Here is a 19378-nt window from a genome sequence, read left to right on the forward strand (position 1 = left end):
TGCCAGCGTGGGTACGACCCGGTCGGGAGGCCCGGCCTCCTTCGGCGTCCGCCTCGCGGCCGCCATGGGGGAGCGTTCACCGCTCTGCGTCGGGATCGACCCCCACGCCGCCACCCTGGCGGCGTGGGGGCTCGCCCGCGACGAGCAGGGCCTGACGGCGTTCGGCGCGACCCTGGTCGACGCGGCCGCCGGCCGCGCGGCGATCGTGAAGCCGCAGGTCGCCTTCTTCGAGGCGGCGGGGGTGGCGGGCTACCGTGCGCTCGACGCGACGATCCGCCGGGCACGCGATGCGGGCCTCCTGGTCGTCGCCGACGTGAAACGGGGCGACATCGGGACCACCGGTGACGACTACGCGCTGGCGTGGCTGGAGCGCGACGGACCGTTCGCGGCCGACGCGATGACGGTGTCGCCGTACCTCGGGTACGGCTCGCTCCGGGGCACGATCGACGTCGCGCGCCGGAACGGTGCCGGAGTCTTCGTGCTCGCGGCGACGAGCAACCCCGAGGCCCGGGTGCTGCAGACCGCGGTGCTCGCCGAGGGACCGCGTACCGGCCGGACGGTCGCGGCCGGTATCGTCTTGGACGTGGCAGACGACAACCGGTCCGTGGGTGATCAGGCCCTCGGCGACGTCGGGCTCGTGCTCGGCGCGACCCTTCACCTCGACGACTTCGGCATCGACGCGGACGCGATCGGCACCGCGCCGGTCCTCGCACCGGGCTTCGGTGCCCAGGGCGCCCGCATCGAGGACCTCCGTGCGCTGTACGGAGCGCGTGCCGAGCAGGTGCTCGTGAGCGAGTCGCGCGGCCTGCTGACCGACGGTCCGGACGGCGTCGCGGCGCTCGTCGCCGACCGCGCCGACCGCATCCGCACCGCACTGGCGGCGGCAGCGTGACCGACGACCACGAGGGCCTGCCCGCCCACCGCACCCCGCCAGAGGTCGACCGCGTCGCCGCGGCGAAGGCCGCCGTCGCCGCGCGACGCGCCCGGGCCGCGGTGAAGGCCGCGATCGCGTCGGGGGAGCGCTCCGCGCTCGACGTCGCCCGTGCCGCGTGGGACGACTCGCTGGTCGAGACGACGTCGGCGGAACGTTCGCTGCGGGTCCGTGACCTGCTGGTGAGCCTGCCTGGCATCGGCCCCGCGCGAGCGGAGGCGATCATGGGTTCCCTGCGGATCGCACCGTCGAAGCGTCTCGGTGGCCTGGGGACCCGGCAGCGCGCAGCCCTGGCCGACTGGCTCGCCGCCCGCGGTCGCAAGCGTGGTGCCTCGAAGCTCGTCGTGCTCGCCGGACCCACCGCGGTCGGCAAGGGCACGGTCAGCGCGCACATCCGACAGCATCACCCGGACGTCAACCTCAGCGTCTCCGCCACCACCCGGAAGCCGCGCCCCGGCGAGGTCGACGGCGTGCACTACTACTTCGTGGACGACGACGAGTTCGACCGCATGATCCGCGACCGCGAGCTGCTCGAGTGGGCGACCGTCCACAACTCGTACCGCTACGGCACCCCGCGCCCGCCGATCGACCGTGCGCTCGACGCGGGCGAGAAGGTCATGCTCGAGATCGACCTGCAGGGCGCCCGGCAGGTCCGCGACGCCATGCCCGAGGCGGTGCTCGTGTTCCTGTTGCCCCCGACGTGGGAGGAACTGGTGCGCCGGCTCATCGGCCGCGGGACCGAATCCGCCGAGGAACAGGCCCGTCGCCTCGAGACCGCGAAGGTCGAGCTGGCCGCCCAGGACGAGTTCGACGTGCGGATCGTGAACTCCGATGTCGGCACCGCGGCACGTGAGGTCGTAGACTTGTTCTCTGCGCCCTGACGGGTGCACTGACTTCGAGGAGACACCATGGCCAACCCCCAGGGCATCATCGACCCGCCCATCGACGACCTGCTCAGCAAGGTCGAGTCGAAGTACGCGCTCGTCATCTTCGCGTCGAAGCGCGCCCGCCAGATCAACGACTACTACGCCGACCTGCACGAGGGCTCGCTCTTCGACAACGTCGGACCGCTGGTCGACTCGACGATCGACGACAAGCCGCTGTCCGTCGCGCTCCACGAGATCAACGAGGACAAGCTCACCGTCACCAAGCAGCAGCAGCCCACCGACTGATCCCGGTGACTGCAGCTGCTCTCCGCCTCTTCACGTCCGAGTCGGTGACCGAGGGGCACCCCGACAAGATCTGCGACCAGATCTCGGACAGCATCCTCGACGCACTGCTGACGGTCGACCCGAACGCGCGCGTCGCCGTCGAGACGATGGTGACCACCGGGCTCGTGCACGTCGCCGGCGAGGTCACGACCTCCGGCTACGTCGAGATCCCCAAGCTCGTCCGTGACGTCATCACCGGGATCGGCTACAACTCGTCGGACGTCTCGTTCGACGGCGCCACCTGTGGTGTCGAAGTCTCGATCGGCGCCCAGTCGCCCGACATCGCGCAGGGTGTGGACGAGTCGCTCGACTCCCGCACCGGTGCGGTCGACCCGCTGGACCGTCAGGGTGCCGGCGACCAGGGCATCATGTTCGGTTTCGCGACGAACGAGACCCCCGAGTACATGCCGGTCGCGATCTGGCTGGCGCACCGCCTGGCCGAGCGCCTCGCCGCGGTCCGCAAGTCGGGCGAGCTGTCGTTCCTGCGTCCGGACGGCAAGACCCAGGTCACCATCGGGTACGACGGCGTCGTGCCGAAGACCGTCGAGACCGTCGTGCTCTCCACGCAGCACTCGCCGAGCGTCACGCTCGACGAACTCACCGCGGCGATCACCGAGCACGTGATCCGTCCGGTCCTCGACCTGGTCGACCTCGACTCGTCGCACGTCGACGTCATCGTGAACCCGACCGGTCGCTTCGAGATCGGTGGACCCCAGGGCGACGCCGGGCTCACCGGCCGCAAGGTCATCGTCGACACCTACGGCGGGGCCTCCCGTCACGGCGGGGGTGCGTTCAGCGGCAAGGATCCGTCGAAGGTCGACCGTTCGGCGGCGTACGCGCTGCGTTGGGTCGCCAAGAACGCGGTCGCCGCGGGGCTGGCCGACCGGCTCGAGGTGCAGGTCGCCTACGCGATCGGCCGTGCGAAGCCCGTCGGGCTCTACGTCGAGACGTTCGGCACCGGACACGTGGACGACGCCACGATCGAAGCAGCCATCCGCCAGGTGTTCGACCTGCGTCCGGCCGCGATCATCCGCGACCTCGACCTGCTCCGACCGATCTACGCGCAGACCGCGACCTACGGCCACTTCGGCCGTGAGCTCCCCGGGTTCACGTGGGAGCGGCTCGACCGCGTCGAGGAACTCCGCGCCGCCGCAGGACTCGTCGCCGCGACCGTCTGAAGCACCGCGTGACCACCGTCGCGCGCGTCGTCCTCGACTCGCCGCTCCCGCAGTTGGACCGTCTGTTCGACTACCGGGTGCCGGCCGAGCTCGAGGACGACTGCGTCGCAGGGGTCCGCGTCAAGGTGCCGCTGCGCACCGGAGCCCGGATGTCGGACGGGTACGTGGTCGAGATCGTCAGCGAGGGTGAGTACCCGGGCGAGCTCAGCCAGGTCGAAGCCGTCCTGTCCCCGGTGCCCGCCCTGGCGCCGGAGATCTGGACCCTCGCGCGCGCCGTCGCCGACCGGGCCGCGGGCGTCGCCTCCGACGTCCTGCGGCTCGCCGTGCCGCCGCGGCAGGTGCGGGCGGAGAAGGCCTGGCTCGCCCGCGACACCACCTGGTCGCCCCCGCCGGTGACCGCCCCGCCCGTCAGCGGCTACGCCGACGGCGTCCTGGAGGCCGTGGTGACGGAGCACGGACGCGCCGCGGTCGCCGCCGTGCCCCAGCCCGTGGCGATGGGTGACGCGGACGAGCCGGTCTGGGTCCCCGGGTGGGCCGCCACGCTCGCCCAGGCCGCCGCGCACACGCTGGCAGCCGAGCAGTCCGCGGTGATCGCCGTGCCGGACTTCCGCGACGTCGTCGACCTCGAGCGTGCCCTGCTCGCCGTGCTGCCACCGGAGCGGGTGGTGCGGTTCGACGCCAAGCAGACGAACGGGCAGCGGGCGAAGGCACTGCTGCAGGCCCGCACGCACCCGGTGGTCGCGATCGGCAACCGTACGGCGATGTACGCGCCGGCGACCGAGCTCGGGCTGATCGCGATGTGGGACGACGGCGACGCCTCGTTCATCGAGCAGCGGGCGCCCTACGTCCACACGCGCGACGTCGCCCTGGTGCGGGCCGCCCAGTCGGGTGCCGCTCTGCTGTTCGTCTCGCACGCGCGCAGCACCGACGTGCAGCGCCTGGTCGAGCTGCACTGGCTGCAGGACGTCGTGCCCTACCGCGTGAAGACCCCGAAGGTCATCCCCACCGTGCAGCAGACCGGGGCCGAGGGGTTCGCCGCACAGGCTCGCATCCCGAGTTCCGCCTGGCGTGCCGCGCGCGAGGCGAGCCAGCACGGAGCCGTCCTGGTGCAGGTCGCGAGCCCGGGCTTCGGCACGGGGCTGGTCTGCGCCGAGTGCGGCGAACGCGCGCACTGCCGCGTCTGCGGTGGGCCGCTCGGGAGCCCGCACCGTGGCGCCACGCCGCAGTGCCGGTTCTGCGGCGCACTGGCCGTCGGGTTCCGCTGCCCGACGTGCGGCAACGGCACCGTCAAGCCGGTCGGCCAGGGGGCCCAGCGCACCGCGGAGGAACTCGGGCGGGCGTTCCCCGGTACCCGGATCATCGTCGCCGACGGCTCACGCCCGCTCGACGAGGTCCCCGCCCGCCCGTCCGTCGTCGTCGCCACCCGCGGGGCCGAGCCGTCGGTGCCCGGCGGCTACGCCTGCGTGCTGCTGCTCGACGGCGAGAAGATGCTCGCCCGCGAGGGGCTCCGCGTGCAGGAGGACGTCCTGCGCTTCTGGACGAACGCGGCGGCGAAGTCGGCCCCCGGTGCCGAGGTGTACCTGGTCGGGATCGGCGGCCGGCTGGCGTCGGCGATGGCCCTCTGGCGACTCGACGGACCCGCGCACGACGAGCTGACCGACCGCCGCGAACTCCACTTCCCACCGGCCGTCCGGGTGGCGACGATGACCGGCACCGACGAAGCCGTCACGGCGGCGGTCGAAGCGCTCGGCGACGCCGTCGTCGGTCCGGTGCTCGGCCCGGTCCCGGTCGAGGACGACGCCCTGCCCGGCACGGTCCGGGCGATCGTGCGGTTCCCGTACGCGCACGGGGCCGAGGTCGCCGCGACGCTCAAGGCCGAGGTGATCCGGCGCTCGTCGACCCGGCGGGTGCTCAAGGGCGGGAACCGCCGACGGGCGGCTCCGACGCTGCGGGTGCGGTTGGACGACGCCGAACCGTTCTCCGAGGTCTGACCCGGGGGCGGCCCCGCGATGCCCCCGACGCAGGACGACACCGCCGACGTCGTGCGACGTCGGCGGTGTCGTTCCGGGTCCGACGCGGTGTCGCGTCAGGCCCGTGCGGGGTCCGTCAGGCGCTGACGGGTCGGCGACGCTCGCGCGGCAGCACCACGCCGAGGGCGACCATGCCGATGGCGAGCACCAGGTGCAGCCAGTTGTCGGCGTTGTTCAGCGGCACGAAGTTCGCTCCCGAGCTGTGCCCGGCGGTGAACAGGCCGTAGATCCACAGGACGAAGTAGACGATCCCGCCGATCACCAGGTACATCCGCGAACCCGACGCGCGTGCGGCGGCGAGCAGCCCGACGATGCCGAACAGCAGGTGCACGACGTTGTGCAGCACCGACACCTGGAAGATGCCGAGCAGCATGCCCATCGACTCGTGTCCGGCGCCCGCGAGGTCACCCGTCGTCAGCCCGGGGACGAACCCCGCGATGCCGACGAGCAGGAACACGATGCCGACGACGAGCGTGGCCTTCTGGATGGACGAACCGGCGTAGCGGTTGGTGGACGTGGTGACATCGGACATGGTGCCCTCCCTGATCTGGTGTGGCAGACGGTACGCACCCCGCTCGCAGTCGGTGCGCAGGCCGCGCGCACCGGACACCCGGGCTCGACCGCACGTGGTGCCCGCCGCCGCTCGGGCAGGCCGGACGGGCCGTGGCAGACTCGTGGGGTGACGACGGGGGAACGGGGCGGTCCGCTCAGCGGCTGGCGCCACCAGGGGACACTGCGGCGCTACCAGCAGGACGTGCTCGACCGGGTGCCCGTCGTGCCGGGGGACCCGGTGCACGTCGTCGCGCCGCCCGGCTCCGGCAAGACCCTGCTCGGGCTGCTGCTCGCCGGACGGCACGGCGCCCGCGCGCTCGCCCTCGCGCCCACGGCGACGATCCGGTCCCAGTGGGCGGCGTCGGCGGCCGCCCTCGGCACCGACGACCGCGGTCCGGCCGTCACCGTGTCCGAGGACCCGGAGCACCCCGGTGACCTGACCGCGCTGACCTACCAGATGCTCTCGGTCCTCGAGACGGGCAAGCCCCTCACCGAGCTCGCCCGCGCCGACTGGCAGCGCGAACTCGTCGAGGGCGGCCGCGACGAGGACGGTGCGTCCGCGTGGCTCGTCGAGCTCGAGGCCGCGAACCGGACCGCGTACCGGAAGGGCATCGCCCGGCGTTCCCGAGCGGTCCGACGTCGACTCGCCCGCGAGGACCCCGCGCTCCTCGAGACCGCACTGCACCCGAACGCCCGAGCCCTCGTCGACCGGCTCGTCGCCCACGGCGTCGAGACCATCGTGCTCGACGAGTGCCACCACCTGCTCGACCACTGGGCGCTCGTGGTCGCGTACCTCGCCGGACGCATCCGCCAGAGCGGCCGAGAGCCCCTGCTCATCGGGCTCACCGCGACCCTGCCGTCCACCGAGGACCGGGACGCGCACGACAACTACACCGCGCTGCTCGGCGACGTCGACCACGAGGTCCCGACGCCGGCCGTGGTGAAGGAGGGCAACCTCGCCCCGTACCGCGACCACGTCTGGTTCGTCGAACCCACGGACGAGGAGCGCACGTTCCTCCGCGACCACCAGGACCGGCTCGCGGCCCTCGTGAGCACGACCTTCGACGACCCGGACGGGGTCGACTGGCTCGTGCACACCCTGCAGCCGCCGGTCGACGACCAGGACGGCGACCGCGACCGTCCGAGCGGGACGGCGTCCGAGGCCCGGCTCGCCCGCGCCTTCGACGCCGACTTCGCCGTCGCGGAGTCCGCCGCGCGCATGCTCGCCGAGGTCCGTCCCGAGCACCCCGTCCTCGCCCTCGTGCACCCGGGTGCCCGGACGGCCCCGGACGCCGAGCAACGACTCCGGATCCTCGCCCGGTACGCCCTCGACCGGGTGCTGCCCGATCCCGGACGAGCCGAGCAGTGGCACCGCATCAAGCGGTCCATCGTCGACTTCGGCTTCACCCTGACCGACCGCGGGGTCCGGCGCGGCCGGGACCCGGTCGACACCGTGCTCGCCTCGTCCGCGGCGAAGGACACCGCCGTCGGCGAGATCCTGCGGCTCGAGCTCGAGCAGGAGAGCGCCGACCACCTGCGGGCCGTCGTCGTGACCGACCACGCCACCCACGGGAACGCCCGCGGCACCGGGGCGCGCAGTGGTGGGGCCCTCCGCACCTTCGCCACCGTCGCCGCGGACCCGACCCTCGCCGGTCTGCACCCGGTCCTCGTCACCGCGAAGCACCTGCGGATCGCCGCCCGCGACGCCGACGTCCTGCTGCCCGCGCTCCGCCGGCACCTCGACGCCGACCTCACCGTCGCCCCGGTGGAGGGCGCACCGGACGTCCTGGCGGTCGACACCGCCGGCGCCGGGTCGGCCGCGGTCATCGCCGCCGTCTCGGTCCTGCTGACCGACGCCACGACCCGTCTCGTCGTGGGGACCCGCGGCCTCCTCGGCGAGGGCTGGGACTGCCCGGCCGCGAACACCCTGATCGACCTCACGGCCGTCGCGACCTCGTCCGCCACCCAGCAGCTCCGCGGCCGGACGCTCCGCCTGGACCCCGCCTGGCCGCGCAAGGTGGCGCACAACTGGACGATCACGACGGTCCTCCCCGCCGACGTCCCCCTGCTCGCGGCCCCGGACGTCAGCCGGATGCACCGCAAGCACGAGCAGATCTGGGGACTCCTGCGCGAGGACGACACCCAGGTCGTCCGCGGCACCGGGACCGCCCTCAGCGACCGCCACGCCCTGCGCCTCGCCGCACTCGTGGCGAAGGACCGGCGGCAGACGGTGCGGGCGCTCGACGACGACCTCGCCGCGATCCTGCCGCCGCGCGAGCAGACCCACGCAGCCTGGCGCATCGGTGAGCCCTACGCCGACCGCGAGAGCACCGCGGCCGTCCTGCACGAACCCGACGCCGCCCCCTTCACCACCGGACCGACCGCAGCCGCCGTGATGGCCGCCGTGCTCGCGCTCGTGCTCGCCGTCGTCGGACAGTCGCTGCGCGTCCTCGTGGAGCTCTGGCGGGCCGGAGCGGTCCCCGGCGTGGTCGGCACCGCCGCCGTGGTGGTGGCCGCGATCGTGGTCGCCTGGCCGGTCGCGCGCCAGCTCGGCACCGCGCTCCGGCAACGGATCGACACCGCCGGAGGGCACCGGGGCGCCGTCCGGGCCGTGGTGGACGGCCTGCACCGCGCCGGACGCATCCCCGCGTACGGCGAGGGCGACATCCGCGTCACCCCGCACAAGGTGGGTCGGGTGACGCTGTCGTTCACCCTCGAGGCAGTCGGCGGCAGCGTCGAGGACCGCCGCACGGTCACGCACGCGCTCGCGGAGCTGTTCGGCCCGGTCCGGACGCCGCGGTTCCTGCTCGAGACCGGGCGCGCGTCACCGGCGCGCCTCCGACGGGCGCCGCTGCTCGCGCTCGCCCTGTGGATCGCGCGCGGACTCACCCGGGGCGGCCGCTCCCTGGCGGTGCCGACCGGCATCGGCCGGCGGCGCGAGGACGCCGAGGCCTTCGCCGCCGACTGGGAGCGTTCGGTCGGTCCCTGCCGGCTCCACGAGATCGACTCACCGGGGTCGCTCGTCCTGCTGCTCCGCGCACGACGCGACTCCGGTGCGACACGGACTCCGCCGTCGCTGCGCGACCAGTGGTCCTGACGACGGCCCGTGCCGACCGAGCATGACCGTGCCGGTCGGCCCGGCGCTCGTGGGAGGATCGAACCCATGCGTCTCGTCGTCGCCGGCAGCCCCGCTGCGGCCGTTCCCACCCTCCGCCGTCTGGCGGCGTCCGACCACGAGATCGCCGCGGTCCTGACGCGGCCGGCGACGCCCCAGGGCCGGAAGCGTGTCCTGACGCCCACCCCGGTGGCCGTCGTCGCCGAGGAGCTCGGGCTGCCGGTGATCGAGGCGAGCCGGGTCGACGACGCCGTCACCGCCCAGATCGCGGACCTCGACGTCGACCTCGGCGTGATCGTCGCCTACGGCGCACTGCTCCGCCGCCCGGCCCTCGACGCCCCGCGGCACGGGTGGATCAACCTGCACTTCTCCGACCTGCCGGCGTACCGCGGCGCCGCTCCGGTGCAGCGCGCCGTGATGGCGGGTGACACCCGCACCGCCGCGACGGTGTTCCAGCTGGTCGAGGCGCTCGACGCCGGCCCGGTCTACGCAGCCCTGCCCTTCGAGATCGACCCCGAGGCGACCTCGGGCGAGGTCCTCGGCGCGATGGCCGATGTCGGCGCCGACGTGGTGGCGGACGTCGTCGACGGCATCGCCGCCGGCACCGCCGTCGCGACCGAGCAGTCCGGCGAGCCAACGGTCGCCCCGAAGCTCACGATCGACGACGGCCGCATCGACTTCGCAGCGCCGGCCACCGCCGTGCACGCGCGGCTGCGCGGGGTCACGCCCGAGCCCGGCGCGTTCGCCCACCTGGGCGAGACCCGCGTGAAGCTGCTCCGCAGCACCCGCCTGTCGGGAGGCACGGGGGACCCCGCCCCGCAGCTCGCGCCCGGCGCCCTCGCACTCCACGGCGGTCGGCTGCTGGTCGGGACCGCCGACACCCCGCTGGTGCTGCTCGAGGTGCAGCCCGCGGGCAAGAAGGCGATGGACGCCGCCGCCTGGGCCCGTGGCCTCGGTGCACTGGACGGGAAGGTCCTCGCATGAGCCAGCCGACGAAGCACCAGGGGGCCCGCCGCGGCCCCCGTCCGGCGAACGCCCGTCGCGTCGCCTTCGACGTCCTCCGCGCCGTGCAGGTCGACGACGCCTACGCGAACCTGCTGCTGCCGACGCGCATCCGCCGCGCCGGCCTCTCCGCCCGCGACGCCGGGTTCGCGACCGAGCTCACCTACGGGTCGATCCGGATGCTCGGTCGCTACGACGTCGTCATCGCCCTCGCGTCCGGCCGTCGAGCGGAGAACATCGAGGCCGACGTGCTCGACGTCCTGCGCCTCGGCGCCCACCAGCTGCTGGCCATGCGGACCCCGACGCACGCCGCCGTCGACGCCACGGTCGAGCTCGCCCGCGAGGTCGGAGCCCGCCGCGCGACCGGGTTCGTGAACGCCGTGATGCGCAAGATCGCCGCCCGCACCGATCAAGAGTGGGACGCCCTGATCACCGAGGGCCGCGCCGGGGACGCCCTGCTCGCCACCCGCTGGTCGCACCCGGTCTGGGTCGTCTCGGCGCTCCGCGACGCCCTGGCCGCGGAACGCTCCCGCGACGAGCTCGCCGCCCTGCTCGCTGCCGACAACGCCGCACCCAGGGTGCAGCTCGCCGCTCTTCCCGGACTCGCCACCGACGAGGACATCGCCACCGCGACCGCCCGCACCGCCCCGGACGACGACACCGACGCCGCGTTCGCCGACGCGACCGGTGCCGACGAGGTGCCCGCGGCCCTGGTGCCCGCCGACGACGAACCGGAGGCCGACGGCGCAACCGGTACCGTGCCTCCCGTCCGGGCCGGCGAGCCCGTCGTGGAGGCGGACGCCGCACCGGTGTCGCCCGTCGGCATCCGCGGCATCAGCGGCGACCCGGCGCGCGTGCCGGGCGTCGCCGCGGGACGCCTGCGCGTCCAGGACGAGGGCTCGCAGCTCGCCGCGCTGGCGCTCAGCCGCTCGTCGGCCGTGCGCGCGGGGGAGCGGTGGCTCGACATGTGCGCCGGCCCCGGCGGGAAGGCGGCGCTCCTCGCCGCCGAGGCACAGCAGGGTGGGGCGACCCTCGTCGCGAACGAACTCGTGCCGGCGCGTGCCGGCCTCGTGCGGAACGCGCTCGAGGTGTTCGGCGACCACGTGCGGGTCGTCGAGGGCGACGCCCGTCGGTACGGACGCGACGGCACCGGGATGACCTTCGACCGCATCCTGCTCGACGCACCGTGCACCGGGCTCGGCGCGCTGCGCCGCCGACCGGAGGCACGCTGGCGGAAGCTCCCCGAGGACGTCGAGGAGCTCGCCGGGCTGCAGACCGAACTGCTCGACGCCGCCGTCCGGGTGCTCGCACCGGGCGGGACCTTGGCGTACGTGACCTGCTCGCCGCACCTGGCCGAGACCCGGGGGCAGGTCGACGCGCTCATGCGGCGGCACGGCGACCTGCTCGAGCAGCTCGACACCGCGTCGGTCGTCCGGGGCGTCGCCGCTCGCGACCCTCGGGTGGCGGACGGCGACACCGTGCAGCTCTGGCCGCACCGGGTGGGGACGGACGCCATGTTCATCGCGCTGTTCCGCCGCGTCGACTGATCAGCCCGCCGACCGGGATCAGGCTCAGCGCGACCGTCGGGTCAGCGTGACCGTCGGTAGGCACTGCCGTCGCACGTGTGCACGGCCGTCTCGTCGAACAGGGTGCGCAGGTTGTACGCGGCGCAGTCCCGGAAGGTGCCGATGCTGATCCACCGCGCCGAACGGCGGAGCTCGCCCTTCGCGGGGCCGTCCGAGCCGATGCCGGCGCGGTGGACCGTCCAGGCGATGTCCTGCGCCTCGGCGTCGAGGTAGCGCATCACCGACTCGTTGTCCGCGTGCTGGCCGCGGTAGTCCCGCGCGAGCGTCGACCGGACGACGCGGAGCACGGGGGCGAGCCGCTTGCCGGGAGGGGCGCTCAGCCCGCCGGCCTGGTAGAGCAGGCGCCGGGTGCCGCTCCGGCGCATGGCGGGGACGAGGGTGCGGACGAACTGCGTGTTGACCGGGCGCTCGCGTTGCGCGGCGACGTCCCCGAGCATCACGACGACGCCCGTCACGCCGTCGAGCAGCGCGTCGAGGTCGAGGTCGTCCGGCACCGAGCCCTGCACGACCTGCAGGTCGTCGTGCTGGACCGCCAGCTTCGACGGCGTCCGCGCGACGGCGCGGACACGGTGTCCGGCATCGAGTGCGAAGCGGGTGAAGTGCTGGCCGGTCTGGCCGGTGGCGCCGAAGACGAGCAGGTGCTCTCGAAGTGTCATGCGCCCAATCTAGGCACTGTCTAGAAAATAGGCAACGCCTAGTACCGCGGTAGACTCTCCTCATGGCGGAGCGTCCCTTCCACCACGGGAACCTGCGGGCCGTGTTGCTCGACGAGGCCGTCGCGGTCCTGCGCGAGGACGGCGCCGACGGGTTGTCCCTCCGAGACCTGGCGCGCCGCGCGGGGGTCAGCCACGGCGCCCCGCGGAGCCACTTCGTCGACCGCCAGGCGCTCGTGGACGCCCTCGCCGTGCTCGGTTTCGAGCGACTGACCGCCGCGGTGCGTCGGGCACTCTCCGGCTCGGCCGACCTCGACGACCGGTTCCGCCGGGTCGCCATGGCGTACGTCGACTTCGCCATCGACGACGCGGCGCTCATGGACCTCATGTTCCAGGCGTCGACGGGGGGTCGCCCCGGACCCGTCCGCTCCGCCGCCGAGTCGCTGTTCGCCGTGCTCGACGGCGCGCTCGGCACCGCACCGGTCGATCCTGGGGAGGACCCGCGGACCACCTTCAAGCTCCTGTTCGCCGCGACCATGCAGGGGATCGCGGCCCTCGTCGTCGCGCGCCGGATCGACCGCCAGCAGGGCGAGCAGTTGGTCGAAGCAGCACTCGGGACGATGCTCCGGTCCGACCTCGGCACGCGCGCCCTCGGCGACGGCTGAGTCCGCCCGGAACGGCGCGCACCGGTGCGGGCGGCCGAGCAGGCATGCGCCGGTAGGCTCGGGGGGTGACGATCCGCATCTCGCCGAGCATCCTGTCCGCCGACTTCGCGAACCTCGAGCGCGAACTCCAGCGCATCGAGACCGCCGACCTGGTGCACGTCGACGTGATGGACAACCACTTCGTCCCGAACCTGACGCTCGGGCTGCCGATCGTGCAGCGCCTGCAGCAGGTGTCGCCGGTCCCGCTCGACGTGCACCTGATGCTCACCGACGCCGACCGCAACGCGCCGAAGTACGCCGAGACCGGTGCCTCGAGCGTCACGTTCCACTTCGAGGCAGCCGACGACCCGGTGGCGACCGCCGCCGCGATCCGGTCGAACGGTGCCCGCGCCGCCGTCGCCGTGAAGCCCGGCACCCCGATCACGCAGGTGCTGCACCACCTCGACGCCTACGACATGATCCTGCTGATGACCGTCGAGCCCGGGTTCGGCGGTCAGTCCTTCATGCCGTCCGTGATGCCGAAGCTCGCCGACGCCCGCGCCGCGGTCGACGCCTCGGGCCTCGACGTCTGGCTCGAGGTGGACGGCGGGATCGCGGTCGACACCGTGCCCGAAGCCGTGCGGAGCGGTGCCGACACGCTGGTCGCGGGCTCCGCTGTGTACGGCGGCGAGCCCGCCGCGCGCATCGCCGACCTGCGCGAAGCCGCCGCTCGAGCACGCTCGTGACCGGGGGAGCGCCGGACGGCACCGGCACCACCGAGGCGACCACCGCCTCCCGTCCGGACGGTGCGTCGGGAGCGGCAGCGGAGACCGGTAGCCTGGACCCCGTGAAGACGTTCGACGACCTGTTCCAGGAGCTCACCGAGAAGGCGCGCACGCGCCCCGAGGGTTCCGGCACCGTCGCTGAACTGGACGCCGGCGTGCACCAGATCGGCAAGAAGATCGTGGAGGAAGCCGCCGAGGTCTGGATGGCGGCCGAGTACGAGGGCGACGAGCGCACCTCGGAGGAGATCTCGCAGCTGATCTACCACCTCCAGGTGCTCATGGTCGCCAAGGGGCTCACCCCGGCGGACGTCTGGCGACATCTCTGATCCGCTGATCAGCCGCCGACACCCCTCCCAGAAAGCAGACTCCCTGATGCTCCGCATCGCCGTGCCCAACAAGGGCTCCCTGTCCGAGACCGCGTCCGACATGCTGCGGGAGGCCGGGTACGCCGGCCGCCGCGATCCGAAGGCGCTGCACCTGCTCGACGAGCGCAACGGCGTCGAGTTCTTCTTCCTCCGCCCCCGGGACATCGCCACGTACGTGGGTTCCGGCGCGCTCGACGTCGGCATCACCGGCCGTGACCTGCTGCTCGACTCCGGGTCCGAGGCGCACGAGGTCGACGCGCTCGGCTTCGCCGACTCCACCTTCCGGTTCGCTGGCACGCCCGGTCGGTTCGCTTCGCTGCAGGACCTCGACGGCGTCCGGGTCGCGACGAGCTACCCCGGCCTGGTCGGTGCGTTCCTCGCCGAGCACGGGGTCAGCTCCACGCTCGTGAAGCTCGACGGCGCGGTCGAGAGCGCCGTGCGGCTCGGGGTCGCCGACGCCGTGGCCGACGTCGTGTCGACGGGGAGCACGCTCCGGCAGGCGGGCCTCGAGATCTTCGGCCCGGTGATCCTCGAGTCGACCGCGGTGCTCGTCAGCACCGACGAGACCATCCCCGGCATCGACGTGCTCCGCCGACGCCTGCAGGGCGTGCTCGTCGCCCGTGGCTACGTGATGCTCGACTACGACGTCCCCACGGCGCTGCTCGAGCAGGCGACGGCGGTGGCGTCCGGCATCGAGTCGCCCACGGTCTCACCGCTGCACGATCGCGACTGGGCGGCGGTCCGCGTGATGATCCCGCGCGACGACGCGAACCTCATCATGGACGCGCTCTACGACCTCGGCGCCCGGGCGATCCTCGTCAGCCCGATCCACGCCGCACGCCTGTGACCGCCGGGGGCGTGTCGGTCCGGGTCATCCCGTGCCTCGACGTCAAGGGCGGGCGCGTCGTCAAGGGCGTCAACTTCCTGGACCTGCAGGACGCCGGTGACCCCGTCGAACTCGCGGCCCGGTACTACGAGCAGGGTGCCGACGAGCTGACCTTCCTCGACGTCGGTGCCACGGTCGAGAACCGGGCGACGATGTACGACACCGTGACCCGGACCGCCGAGCAGGTCTTCATCCCGCTCACCGTCGGCGGCGGGGTGCGCAGCGTCGACGACGTCTCGCGGCTGCAGCAGTGCGGCGCCGACAAGATCGGCGTGAACAGCGCAGCGATCGCCCGGCACGAGCTCATCGGCGAGATCGCCGACCGGTTCGGTGCCCAGGCCGTCGTGCTGTCGCTCGACGTCAAGCGGTCCGACCGGATGCCGTCGGGCTTCGTGGTCACCACCCACGGCGGGCGGACCGAGTCCGACCTCGACGCCATCGCGTGGGCACGCGAGGCCGTCGAGCGCGGCGCCGGGGAACTGCTCGTCAACTCCATCGACGCCGACGGCACGAAGAACGGGTTCGACCTCGAACTCGTGGCCGCGGTACGCGCCGTCTCGTCCGTCCCGGTGATCGCCTCGGGAGGCGCGGGTCGTGTCGAGCACTTCGCCCCGGCCGTCGACGCGGGTGCGGATGCAGTCCTCGCCGCCAGCGTCTTCCACCGTGGCGAGATGACCGTGGGGGACGTCAAGGCCGCGCTCCGCGCGACCGGCCACGCCGTCCGCTGATCCGCCGCCGTAGGCTAGGAGCCTCATGACCGACAGCACCAGCACCGACACCGAGGCGGTCCTCGACCGCGCACGCTTCGGTGCGGACGGCCTGCTCCCCGCCATCGTGCAGGAGGAATCGTCGAAGGACGTCCTCATGCTCGGCTACATGGACCGGGAAGCCCTCCGCCGCACCCTCACCGAAGGCCGTGTGACCTTCTGGTCGCGGTCGCGGAACGAGTACTGGCGGAAGGGCGACACGTCGGGCCACGCCCAGTACGTCCGGGGCGCTGCGCTGGACTGCGACGACGACACGCTCCTCGTCACCGTGCAGCAGGTCGGGGCGGCGTGCCACACCGGTGCGCACCGGTGCTTCGACGTGGACCCGCTCGCGCCCGTGACCATGTCCGCCCCGGCGGACACGGCCGTGGAGCCGACCCGATGACCACCGCGACGATCTCCGAGACCCCGCACACGACCTCCCGACCCGAGTTCGACGGCCTGCTCGGCGACCACCGCGTCCTGCCGGTCGTCCGCGCGCTGTACGGCGACAGCGAGACGCCGGTCGGCGTCTACCGCAAGCTCGCCGACGGCCGCCCCGGGTCATTCCTGCTCGAGTCCGCCGGTCAGGGCGGCCTGTGGTCCCGCTGGTCGTTCGTCGGCGTGCGGAGCTTCGGCGTCCTGACGCAGGACGGCGACCGCGCGGCGTGGATCGACACCGGCATCGACGCCGAGCGCGCCGTCGGGTCGCTCGACGGTGCCCCGCTCGAAGTCCTCGCGCGGCTGCACGAGCGCTGGGCCACGCCCCGCGTGCCCGGCTCGCCGCCGCTCGTCGGCGGCACCGTCGGCTTCATCGGTTGGGAGGCCGTGCGGCAGCTCGAGCACCTGCCGAACGTGCCGCCGGCCGACTTCGACGTGCCCGGCCAGGCGTTGTCGTTCGTCTCCGAACTCGCCGCGCTCGACCACCGCACCGGTCTCGTGCTGCTCGTCGCGAGCGTGCTGAACGACGGCACCGACGACGCTGACACCCTCTGGGCGGACGCGCAGCAGCGCCTCGACCGCATGCAGGGCGACCTGGTCCAGCCGAGCGTCGCGACCGTCGCCGAGGCCTTCGAGATCGCGGAGCCGACCCCGACGCACCGCACGAGCCCGGCCGACTACATGGCGGCCGTCGAGCGCTCGAAGGGCTTCATCCGCGACGGTGACGTGTTCCAGGTCGTCGTCTCGCAGCGGTTCGACCACGAGGTCACGGCCGACCCGCTCGACGTCTACCGGGTGCTCCGGACGCTGAACCCGAGCCCGTACATGTACTTCCTCGCCCTCGCGGACACCGCCGACGAGCGGTTCTGGATCGTCGGCGCCTCGCCCGAGGCCCTGGTGAAGGTGCAGGGCGACCGGGCCATCACACACCCGATCGCGGGATCCCGCCCGCGCGGTGCGACGCCCGAAGCGGACGTCCACCTCGGCGAGGACCTGCTCGGCGACCCGAAGGAGCGCGCCGAGCACCTGATGCTCGTCGACCTCGCCCGCAACGACCTGCAGAAGGTGTGCGAGCCGGGCACCGTCAGCGTCACCGAGTTCATGACCGTCGAGCGGTTCAGCCACATCATGCACCTGGTGTCGAGCGTCGAGGGGCGGGTGCGTCCCGACGCCTCGGCGATCGACGTGTTCCGGGCGACGTTCCCGGCCGGCACGCTCTCGGGCGCGCCGAAGCCGCGTGCGCTCGAGATCATCGACGAGCTCGAGCCGGCGAAGCGCGGTGCGTACGCCGGTGTCGTCGGGTACTTCGACTTCGCCGGTGACGCCGACCTGGCGATCGCGATCCGTACCGCCCTGATCAAGGACGGCGTCGCCCGCGTGCAGGCCGGTGCCGGACTCGTCGCGGACTCCGACCCGGAGACCGAGCACGTCGAGGCGGTCAACAAGGCCGCCGCCCCGTTGCGTGCCGTCGCGACGGCCAACCGGATGCGCGAGGTCCGCTCGTGAAGCGCTCGCGTCCGATCGTGGTCGTCGCCGGGCTCCTGGTCGCCGGCGTCGTCATGCTCGCCTGGACCCAGACCTGGTTCACCGTGCGCCTGCACGCGGGCGCTGCCGTCACCTCGACGGTCTCGGCCGACGGCGCTGCGGTCGTGCCGCAGTACACCGCGCTGGCGATCGCGAGCCTCGCGCTCTTCCTGGCGATGACCATCGCCGGACGGGTGCTGCGCATCGTGCTCGCCGCCGTCGAGATCCTGCTCGGCCTCGGCGTGGTCGTCAGTGGGATCACCACACTCCGTGACCCGATCGCCGCTGCCCGCGGTGCCGTCGGCGAGGTCGCCGGGGTCAGCGACCTCGGCGCCGTTCGCGGCGTCGTGTCGAGCGTCTCCGTGAGCCCGTGGCCCGCCGTCGGGATCGCGGGCGGCGTGCTCGCCGTGCTGCTCGGCGTGGTCGTCATCGTGGTCCAGCGCGCCTGGCCCGGCCCGAGCCGGAAGTACGGCGCCGCGACCGCCGGAGCCGCCGCGGCGGCACGCGCAACAGCACCTGTCCAGCGCGACGCGGTCGTCGACTGGGACGACCTGAGCGCGGGCGTGGACCCGACCACCGCCGACGGCGCGGGCGCGGGGGTGCCGAGTGACGACGCGGTAGGATCGACAGGGCGTCGCTCGACCGACGGCGCCGGAGCAGAACGAGGAGCACCGTGAGCAACACTGAGCCCGCAGAACTCGGCGAAGGCCACTCGCCGGCCGCCTGGACCGCCGTCGTGATCATGCTGATCGGATTCGCGGCAGGCACGCTGTTCTTCTGGTTCGACCAGCCGTGGGGCGTCTGGGCCTCCGCTGGCGTCGTCCTCATCGGCCTCATCGTCGGTGGCGTGATGAAGAAGGCCGGCTACGGCGTCGACGGTCCGAAGTTCGTCCCCAAGCACCACGGCGAGTAGGGGAGTCCCGATGCCGAACGTGCTCGAGACCCTCGTCGCGGGCGCGCTCGAGGACGCCGCCGCCCGTCGTGTCGACCGTCCGTACTCGGACGTCGAACGCGACCTCGACCGGGTGGCGTCGCCGCTCGACGCCCTCGCGTTCCTCAGCCCGGGCGACCGGGTGAAGATCATCGCCGAGGTCAAGCGAGCCAGCCCGTCCCGCGGGTCGATGGCCGCGATTGCCGATCCTGCAGCCCTGGCCGCCGACTACGAGCGTGGCGGGGCCTCGACGATCAGCGTCCTGACCGAGGGGCGCAAGTTCCTCGGCAGCCTCGCCGACCTCGAAGCCGTGAAGGCTCGTGTCGGGGTGCCCGTGCTCCGCAAGGACTTCATCGCCGACCCGTACCAGGTGATCGAGGCCCGGGCGTCCGGAGCCGACGTCGTGCTGCTCATCGTGGCGGCGCTCGAGCAGGCCCGCCTGGTCGAGCTGCACACCCTGGCCGAAGAACTCGGCATGCGCGTGCTGGTCGAGGCGCACTCCGGTGACGAGGTCACGCGTGGCCTCGACGCCGGTGCCCGCATCCTCGGCGTCAACGCACGGGACCTCACCGACTTCTCGCTGGACCGCGACCTGTTCGGGTCGCTCGCCGACCGCATCCCCGACGGGGTCGTGCGCGTCGCCGAGTCGGCGGTCTCCGGTCCGGTCGACGTCGCCCACTACCGAGCAGCGGGTGCCGACGTCGTCCTGGTCGGCGAAGCGCTCGTGACGGGGGACGACCCCGCCGCGACCCTGGCGTCGTTCGTCGACGCCGCCGACCGGGCCTGACCGGCTCCGCC

At 73.4% G+C, this 19378-nt stretch carries 20 protein-coding genes; 18 read left to right on the plus strand and 2 right to left on the minus strand.

The window, feature by feature from the left end; genetic code table 11:
• The first annotated feature begins 7 nt into the window (after window positions 1–7).
• The 5 genes from pyrF to Q9R26_RS07235 are packed head-to-tail and all read left to right on the plus strand — an operon-like array spanning window position 8 to window position 5311.
• Window positions 8–892: an orotidine-5'-phosphate decarboxylase gene (pyrF, locus tag Q9R26_RS07215; RefSeq protein WP_259577968.1), complete on the plus strand. Its 885-nt coding sequence runs from the start codon at window positions 8–10 to the stop codon at window positions 890–892.
• The gene (gmk, locus tag Q9R26_RS07220) at window positions 889–1812 is read left to right on the plus strand and encodes a guanylate kinase (protein ID WP_311226902.1); all 924 of its coding nucleotides are present in this window, start codon (window positions 889–891) and stop codon (window positions 1810–1812) included. The genes pyrF and gmk overlap by 4 nt, the downstream gene beginning before the upstream one ends.
• Before the next feature lie 27 nt (window positions 1813–1839).
• Entirely contained in the window at window positions 1840–2103 is a 264-nt protein-coding gene (rpoZ, locus tag Q9R26_RS07225; protein WP_017887186.1) for a DNA-directed RNA polymerase subunit omega, read from the plus strand.
• 5 nt (window positions 2104–2108) lie between these two features.
• A complete protein-coding gene (metK, locus tag Q9R26_RS07230) occupies window positions 2109–3320 on the plus strand; it encodes a methionine adenosyltransferase (RefSeq protein WP_311226903.1) in 1212 nt (403 codons plus the stop codon).
• Window positions 3321–3328: 8 nt separating this feature from the next.
• A complete protein-coding gene (locus Q9R26_RS07235; protein ID WP_311226904.1) occupies window positions 3329–5311 on the plus strand; it encodes a primosomal protein N' in 1983 nt (660 codons plus the stop codon).
• Between the two features lie 115 nt (window positions 5312–5426).
• On the opposite strand, the gene Q9R26_RS07240 is transcribed toward Q9R26_RS07235, so the two are convergent.
• Window positions 5427–5882 carry a DUF4383 domain-containing protein gene (locus Q9R26_RS07240; protein WP_198655967.1) on the minus strand — a complete coding sequence of 152 codons (456 nt, stop codon included), beginning with the start codon at window positions 5880–5882 and terminating at the stop codon, window positions 5427–5429.
• Between the two features lie 147 nt (window positions 5883–6029).
• On the opposite strand from Q9R26_RS07240, the gene Q9R26_RS07245 reads away from it, so the two are divergent.
• From Q9R26_RS07245 to Q9R26_RS07255, 3 genes are all read left to right on the plus strand, one after another.
• Window positions 6030–8999: a hypothetical protein gene (locus Q9R26_RS07245; RefSeq protein WP_311226905.1), complete on the plus strand. Its 2970-nt coding sequence runs from the start codon at window positions 6030–6032 to the stop codon at window positions 8997–8999.
• Between the two features lie 66 nt (window positions 9000–9065).
• Window positions 9066–10001 (plus strand): methionyl-tRNA formyltransferase, encoded by a 936-nt coding sequence (locus tag Q9R26_RS07250; protein ID WP_182066398.1) that lies wholly within the window; start codon window positions 9066–9068, stop codon window positions 9999–10001.
• On the plus strand, window positions 9998–11566 hold the full coding sequence (locus Q9R26_RS07255) for a transcription antitermination factor NusB (protein ID WP_311226906.1): 1569 nt from the start codon (window positions 9998–10000) through the stop codon (window positions 11564–11566). Before Q9R26_RS07250 ends, Q9R26_RS07255 begins: the two co-directional genes overlap by 4 nt.
• 41 nt (window positions 11567–11607) lie before the next feature.
• Here Q9R26_RS07255 and Q9R26_RS07260 read toward each other — a convergent pair whose 3' ends face one another.
• Entirely contained in the window at window positions 11608–12261 is a 654-nt protein-coding gene (locus Q9R26_RS07260) for an NAD(P)-dependent oxidoreductase (protein ID WP_182066399.1), read from the minus strand.
• A gap of 62 nt (window positions 12262–12323) precedes the next feature.
• Here Q9R26_RS07260 and Q9R26_RS07265 point away from each other — a divergent pair, with 62 nt between their 5' ends.
• From Q9R26_RS07265 to trpC, 10 genes are all read left to right on the plus strand, one after another.
• On the plus strand, window positions 12324–12923 hold the full coding sequence (locus Q9R26_RS07265; RefSeq protein ID WP_311226907.1) for a TetR/AcrR family transcriptional regulator: 600 nt from the start codon (window positions 12324–12326) through the stop codon (window positions 12921–12923).
• 65 nt (window positions 12924–12988) lie between these two features.
• Complete coding sequence (gene rpe, locus Q9R26_RS07270) at window positions 12989–13648, plus strand: ribulose-phosphate 3-epimerase (RefSeq protein WP_311226908.1); 660 nt, start codon at window positions 12989–12991, stop codon at window positions 13646–13648.
• Between the two features lie 101 nt (window positions 13649–13749).
• A complete protein-coding gene (locus Q9R26_RS07275; RefSeq protein ID WP_027465728.1) occupies window positions 13750–14013 on the plus strand; it encodes a phosphoribosyl-ATP diphosphatase in 264 nt (87 codons plus the stop codon).
• Between the two features lie 46 nt (window positions 14014–14059).
• A complete protein-coding gene (gene hisG / locus Q9R26_RS07280; protein WP_027465727.1) occupies window positions 14060–14899 on the plus strand; it encodes an ATP phosphoribosyltransferase in 840 nt (279 codons plus the stop codon).
• A gap of 11 nt (window positions 14900–14910) precedes the next feature.
• A complete protein-coding gene (gene hisF, locus Q9R26_RS07285) occupies window positions 14911–15666 on the plus strand; it encodes an imidazole glycerol phosphate synthase subunit HisF (protein WP_232536485.1) in 756 nt (251 codons plus the stop codon).
• A 25-nt stretch (window positions 15667–15691) separates the two neighbouring features.
• Window positions 15692–16090 (plus strand): phosphoribosyl-AMP cyclohydrolase, encoded by a 399-nt coding sequence (hisI, locus tag Q9R26_RS07290; protein WP_027465725.1) that lies wholly within the window; start codon window positions 15692–15694, stop codon window positions 16088–16090.
• On the plus strand, window positions 16087–17631 hold the full coding sequence (locus Q9R26_RS07295; RefSeq protein ID WP_182066402.1) for an anthranilate synthase component I: 1545 nt from the start codon (window positions 16087–16089) through the stop codon (window positions 17629–17631). The genes hisI and Q9R26_RS07295 overlap by 4 nt, the downstream gene beginning before the upstream one ends.
• A complete protein-coding gene (locus tag Q9R26_RS07300) occupies window positions 17628–18326 on the plus strand; it encodes a Trp biosynthesis-associated membrane protein (RefSeq protein WP_311226909.1) in 699 nt (232 codons plus the stop codon). Before Q9R26_RS07295 ends, Q9R26_RS07300 begins: the two co-directional genes overlap by 4 nt.
• Window positions 18323–18562, plus strand: a complete 240-nt coding sequence (locus Q9R26_RS07305) for an HGxxPAAW family protein (RefSeq protein WP_017887200.1) — start codon at window positions 18323–18325, stop codon at window positions 18560–18562. Before Q9R26_RS07300 ends, Q9R26_RS07305 begins: the two co-directional genes overlap by 4 nt.
• Window positions 18563–18581: 19 nt before the next feature.
• The gene (gene trpC / locus Q9R26_RS07310) at window positions 18582–19367 is read left to right on the plus strand and encodes an indole-3-glycerol phosphate synthase TrpC (protein ID WP_311227122.1); all 786 of its coding nucleotides are present in this window, start codon (window positions 18582–18584) and stop codon (window positions 19365–19367) included.
• The last annotated feature ends 11 nt before the right edge of the window (window positions 19368–19378 follow it).

Origin of the sequence: Curtobacterium sp. BRB10 (assembly GCF_031844325.1) — a bacterium.
GTDB classification, from domain to species: domain Bacteria; phylum Actinomycetota; class Actinomycetes; order Actinomycetales; family Microbacteriaceae; genus Curtobacterium; species Curtobacterium poinsettiae_A.

Excerpts from the sequence above, each read along its gene's own strand:
- Q9R26_RS07295 (WP_182066402.1), top strand. The coding sequence starts at position 16,087 with ATGACCACCGCGACGATCTCCGAGACCCCGCACACGACCTCCCGACCC.
- Q9R26_RS07255 (WP_311226906.1), top strand. The coding sequence starts at position 9,998 with ATGAGCCAGCCGACGAAGCACCAGGGGGCCCGCCGCGGCCCCCGTCCG.
- Q9R26_RS07265 (WP_311226907.1), top strand. The coding sequence starts at position 12,324 with ATGGCGGAGCGTCCCTTCCACCACGGGAACCTGCGGGCCGTGTTGCTC.
- Q9R26_RS07260 (WP_182066399.1), bottom strand. The coding sequence starts at position 12,261 with ATGACACTTCGAGAGCACCTGCTCGTCTTCGGCGCCACCGGCCAGACC.
- hisI (WP_027465725.1), top strand. The coding sequence starts at position 15,692 with ATGACCGACAGCACCAGCACCGACACCGAGGCGGTCCTCGACCGCGCA.
- hisG (WP_027465727.1), top strand. The coding sequence starts at position 14,060 with ATGCTCCGCATCGCCGTGCCCAACAAGGGCTCCCTGTCCGAGACCGCG.
- Q9R26_RS07250 (WP_182066398.1), top strand. The coding sequence starts at position 9,066 with ATGCGTCTCGTCGTCGCCGGCAGCCCCGCTGCGGCCGTTCCCACCCTC.
- Q9R26_RS07240 (WP_198655967.1), bottom strand. The coding sequence starts at position 5,882 with ATGTCCGATGTCACCACGTCCACCAACCGCTACGCCGGTTCGTCCATC.
- rpoZ (WP_017887186.1), top strand. The coding sequence starts at position 1,840 with ATGGCCAACCCCCAGGGCATCATCGACCCGCCCATCGACGACCTGCTC.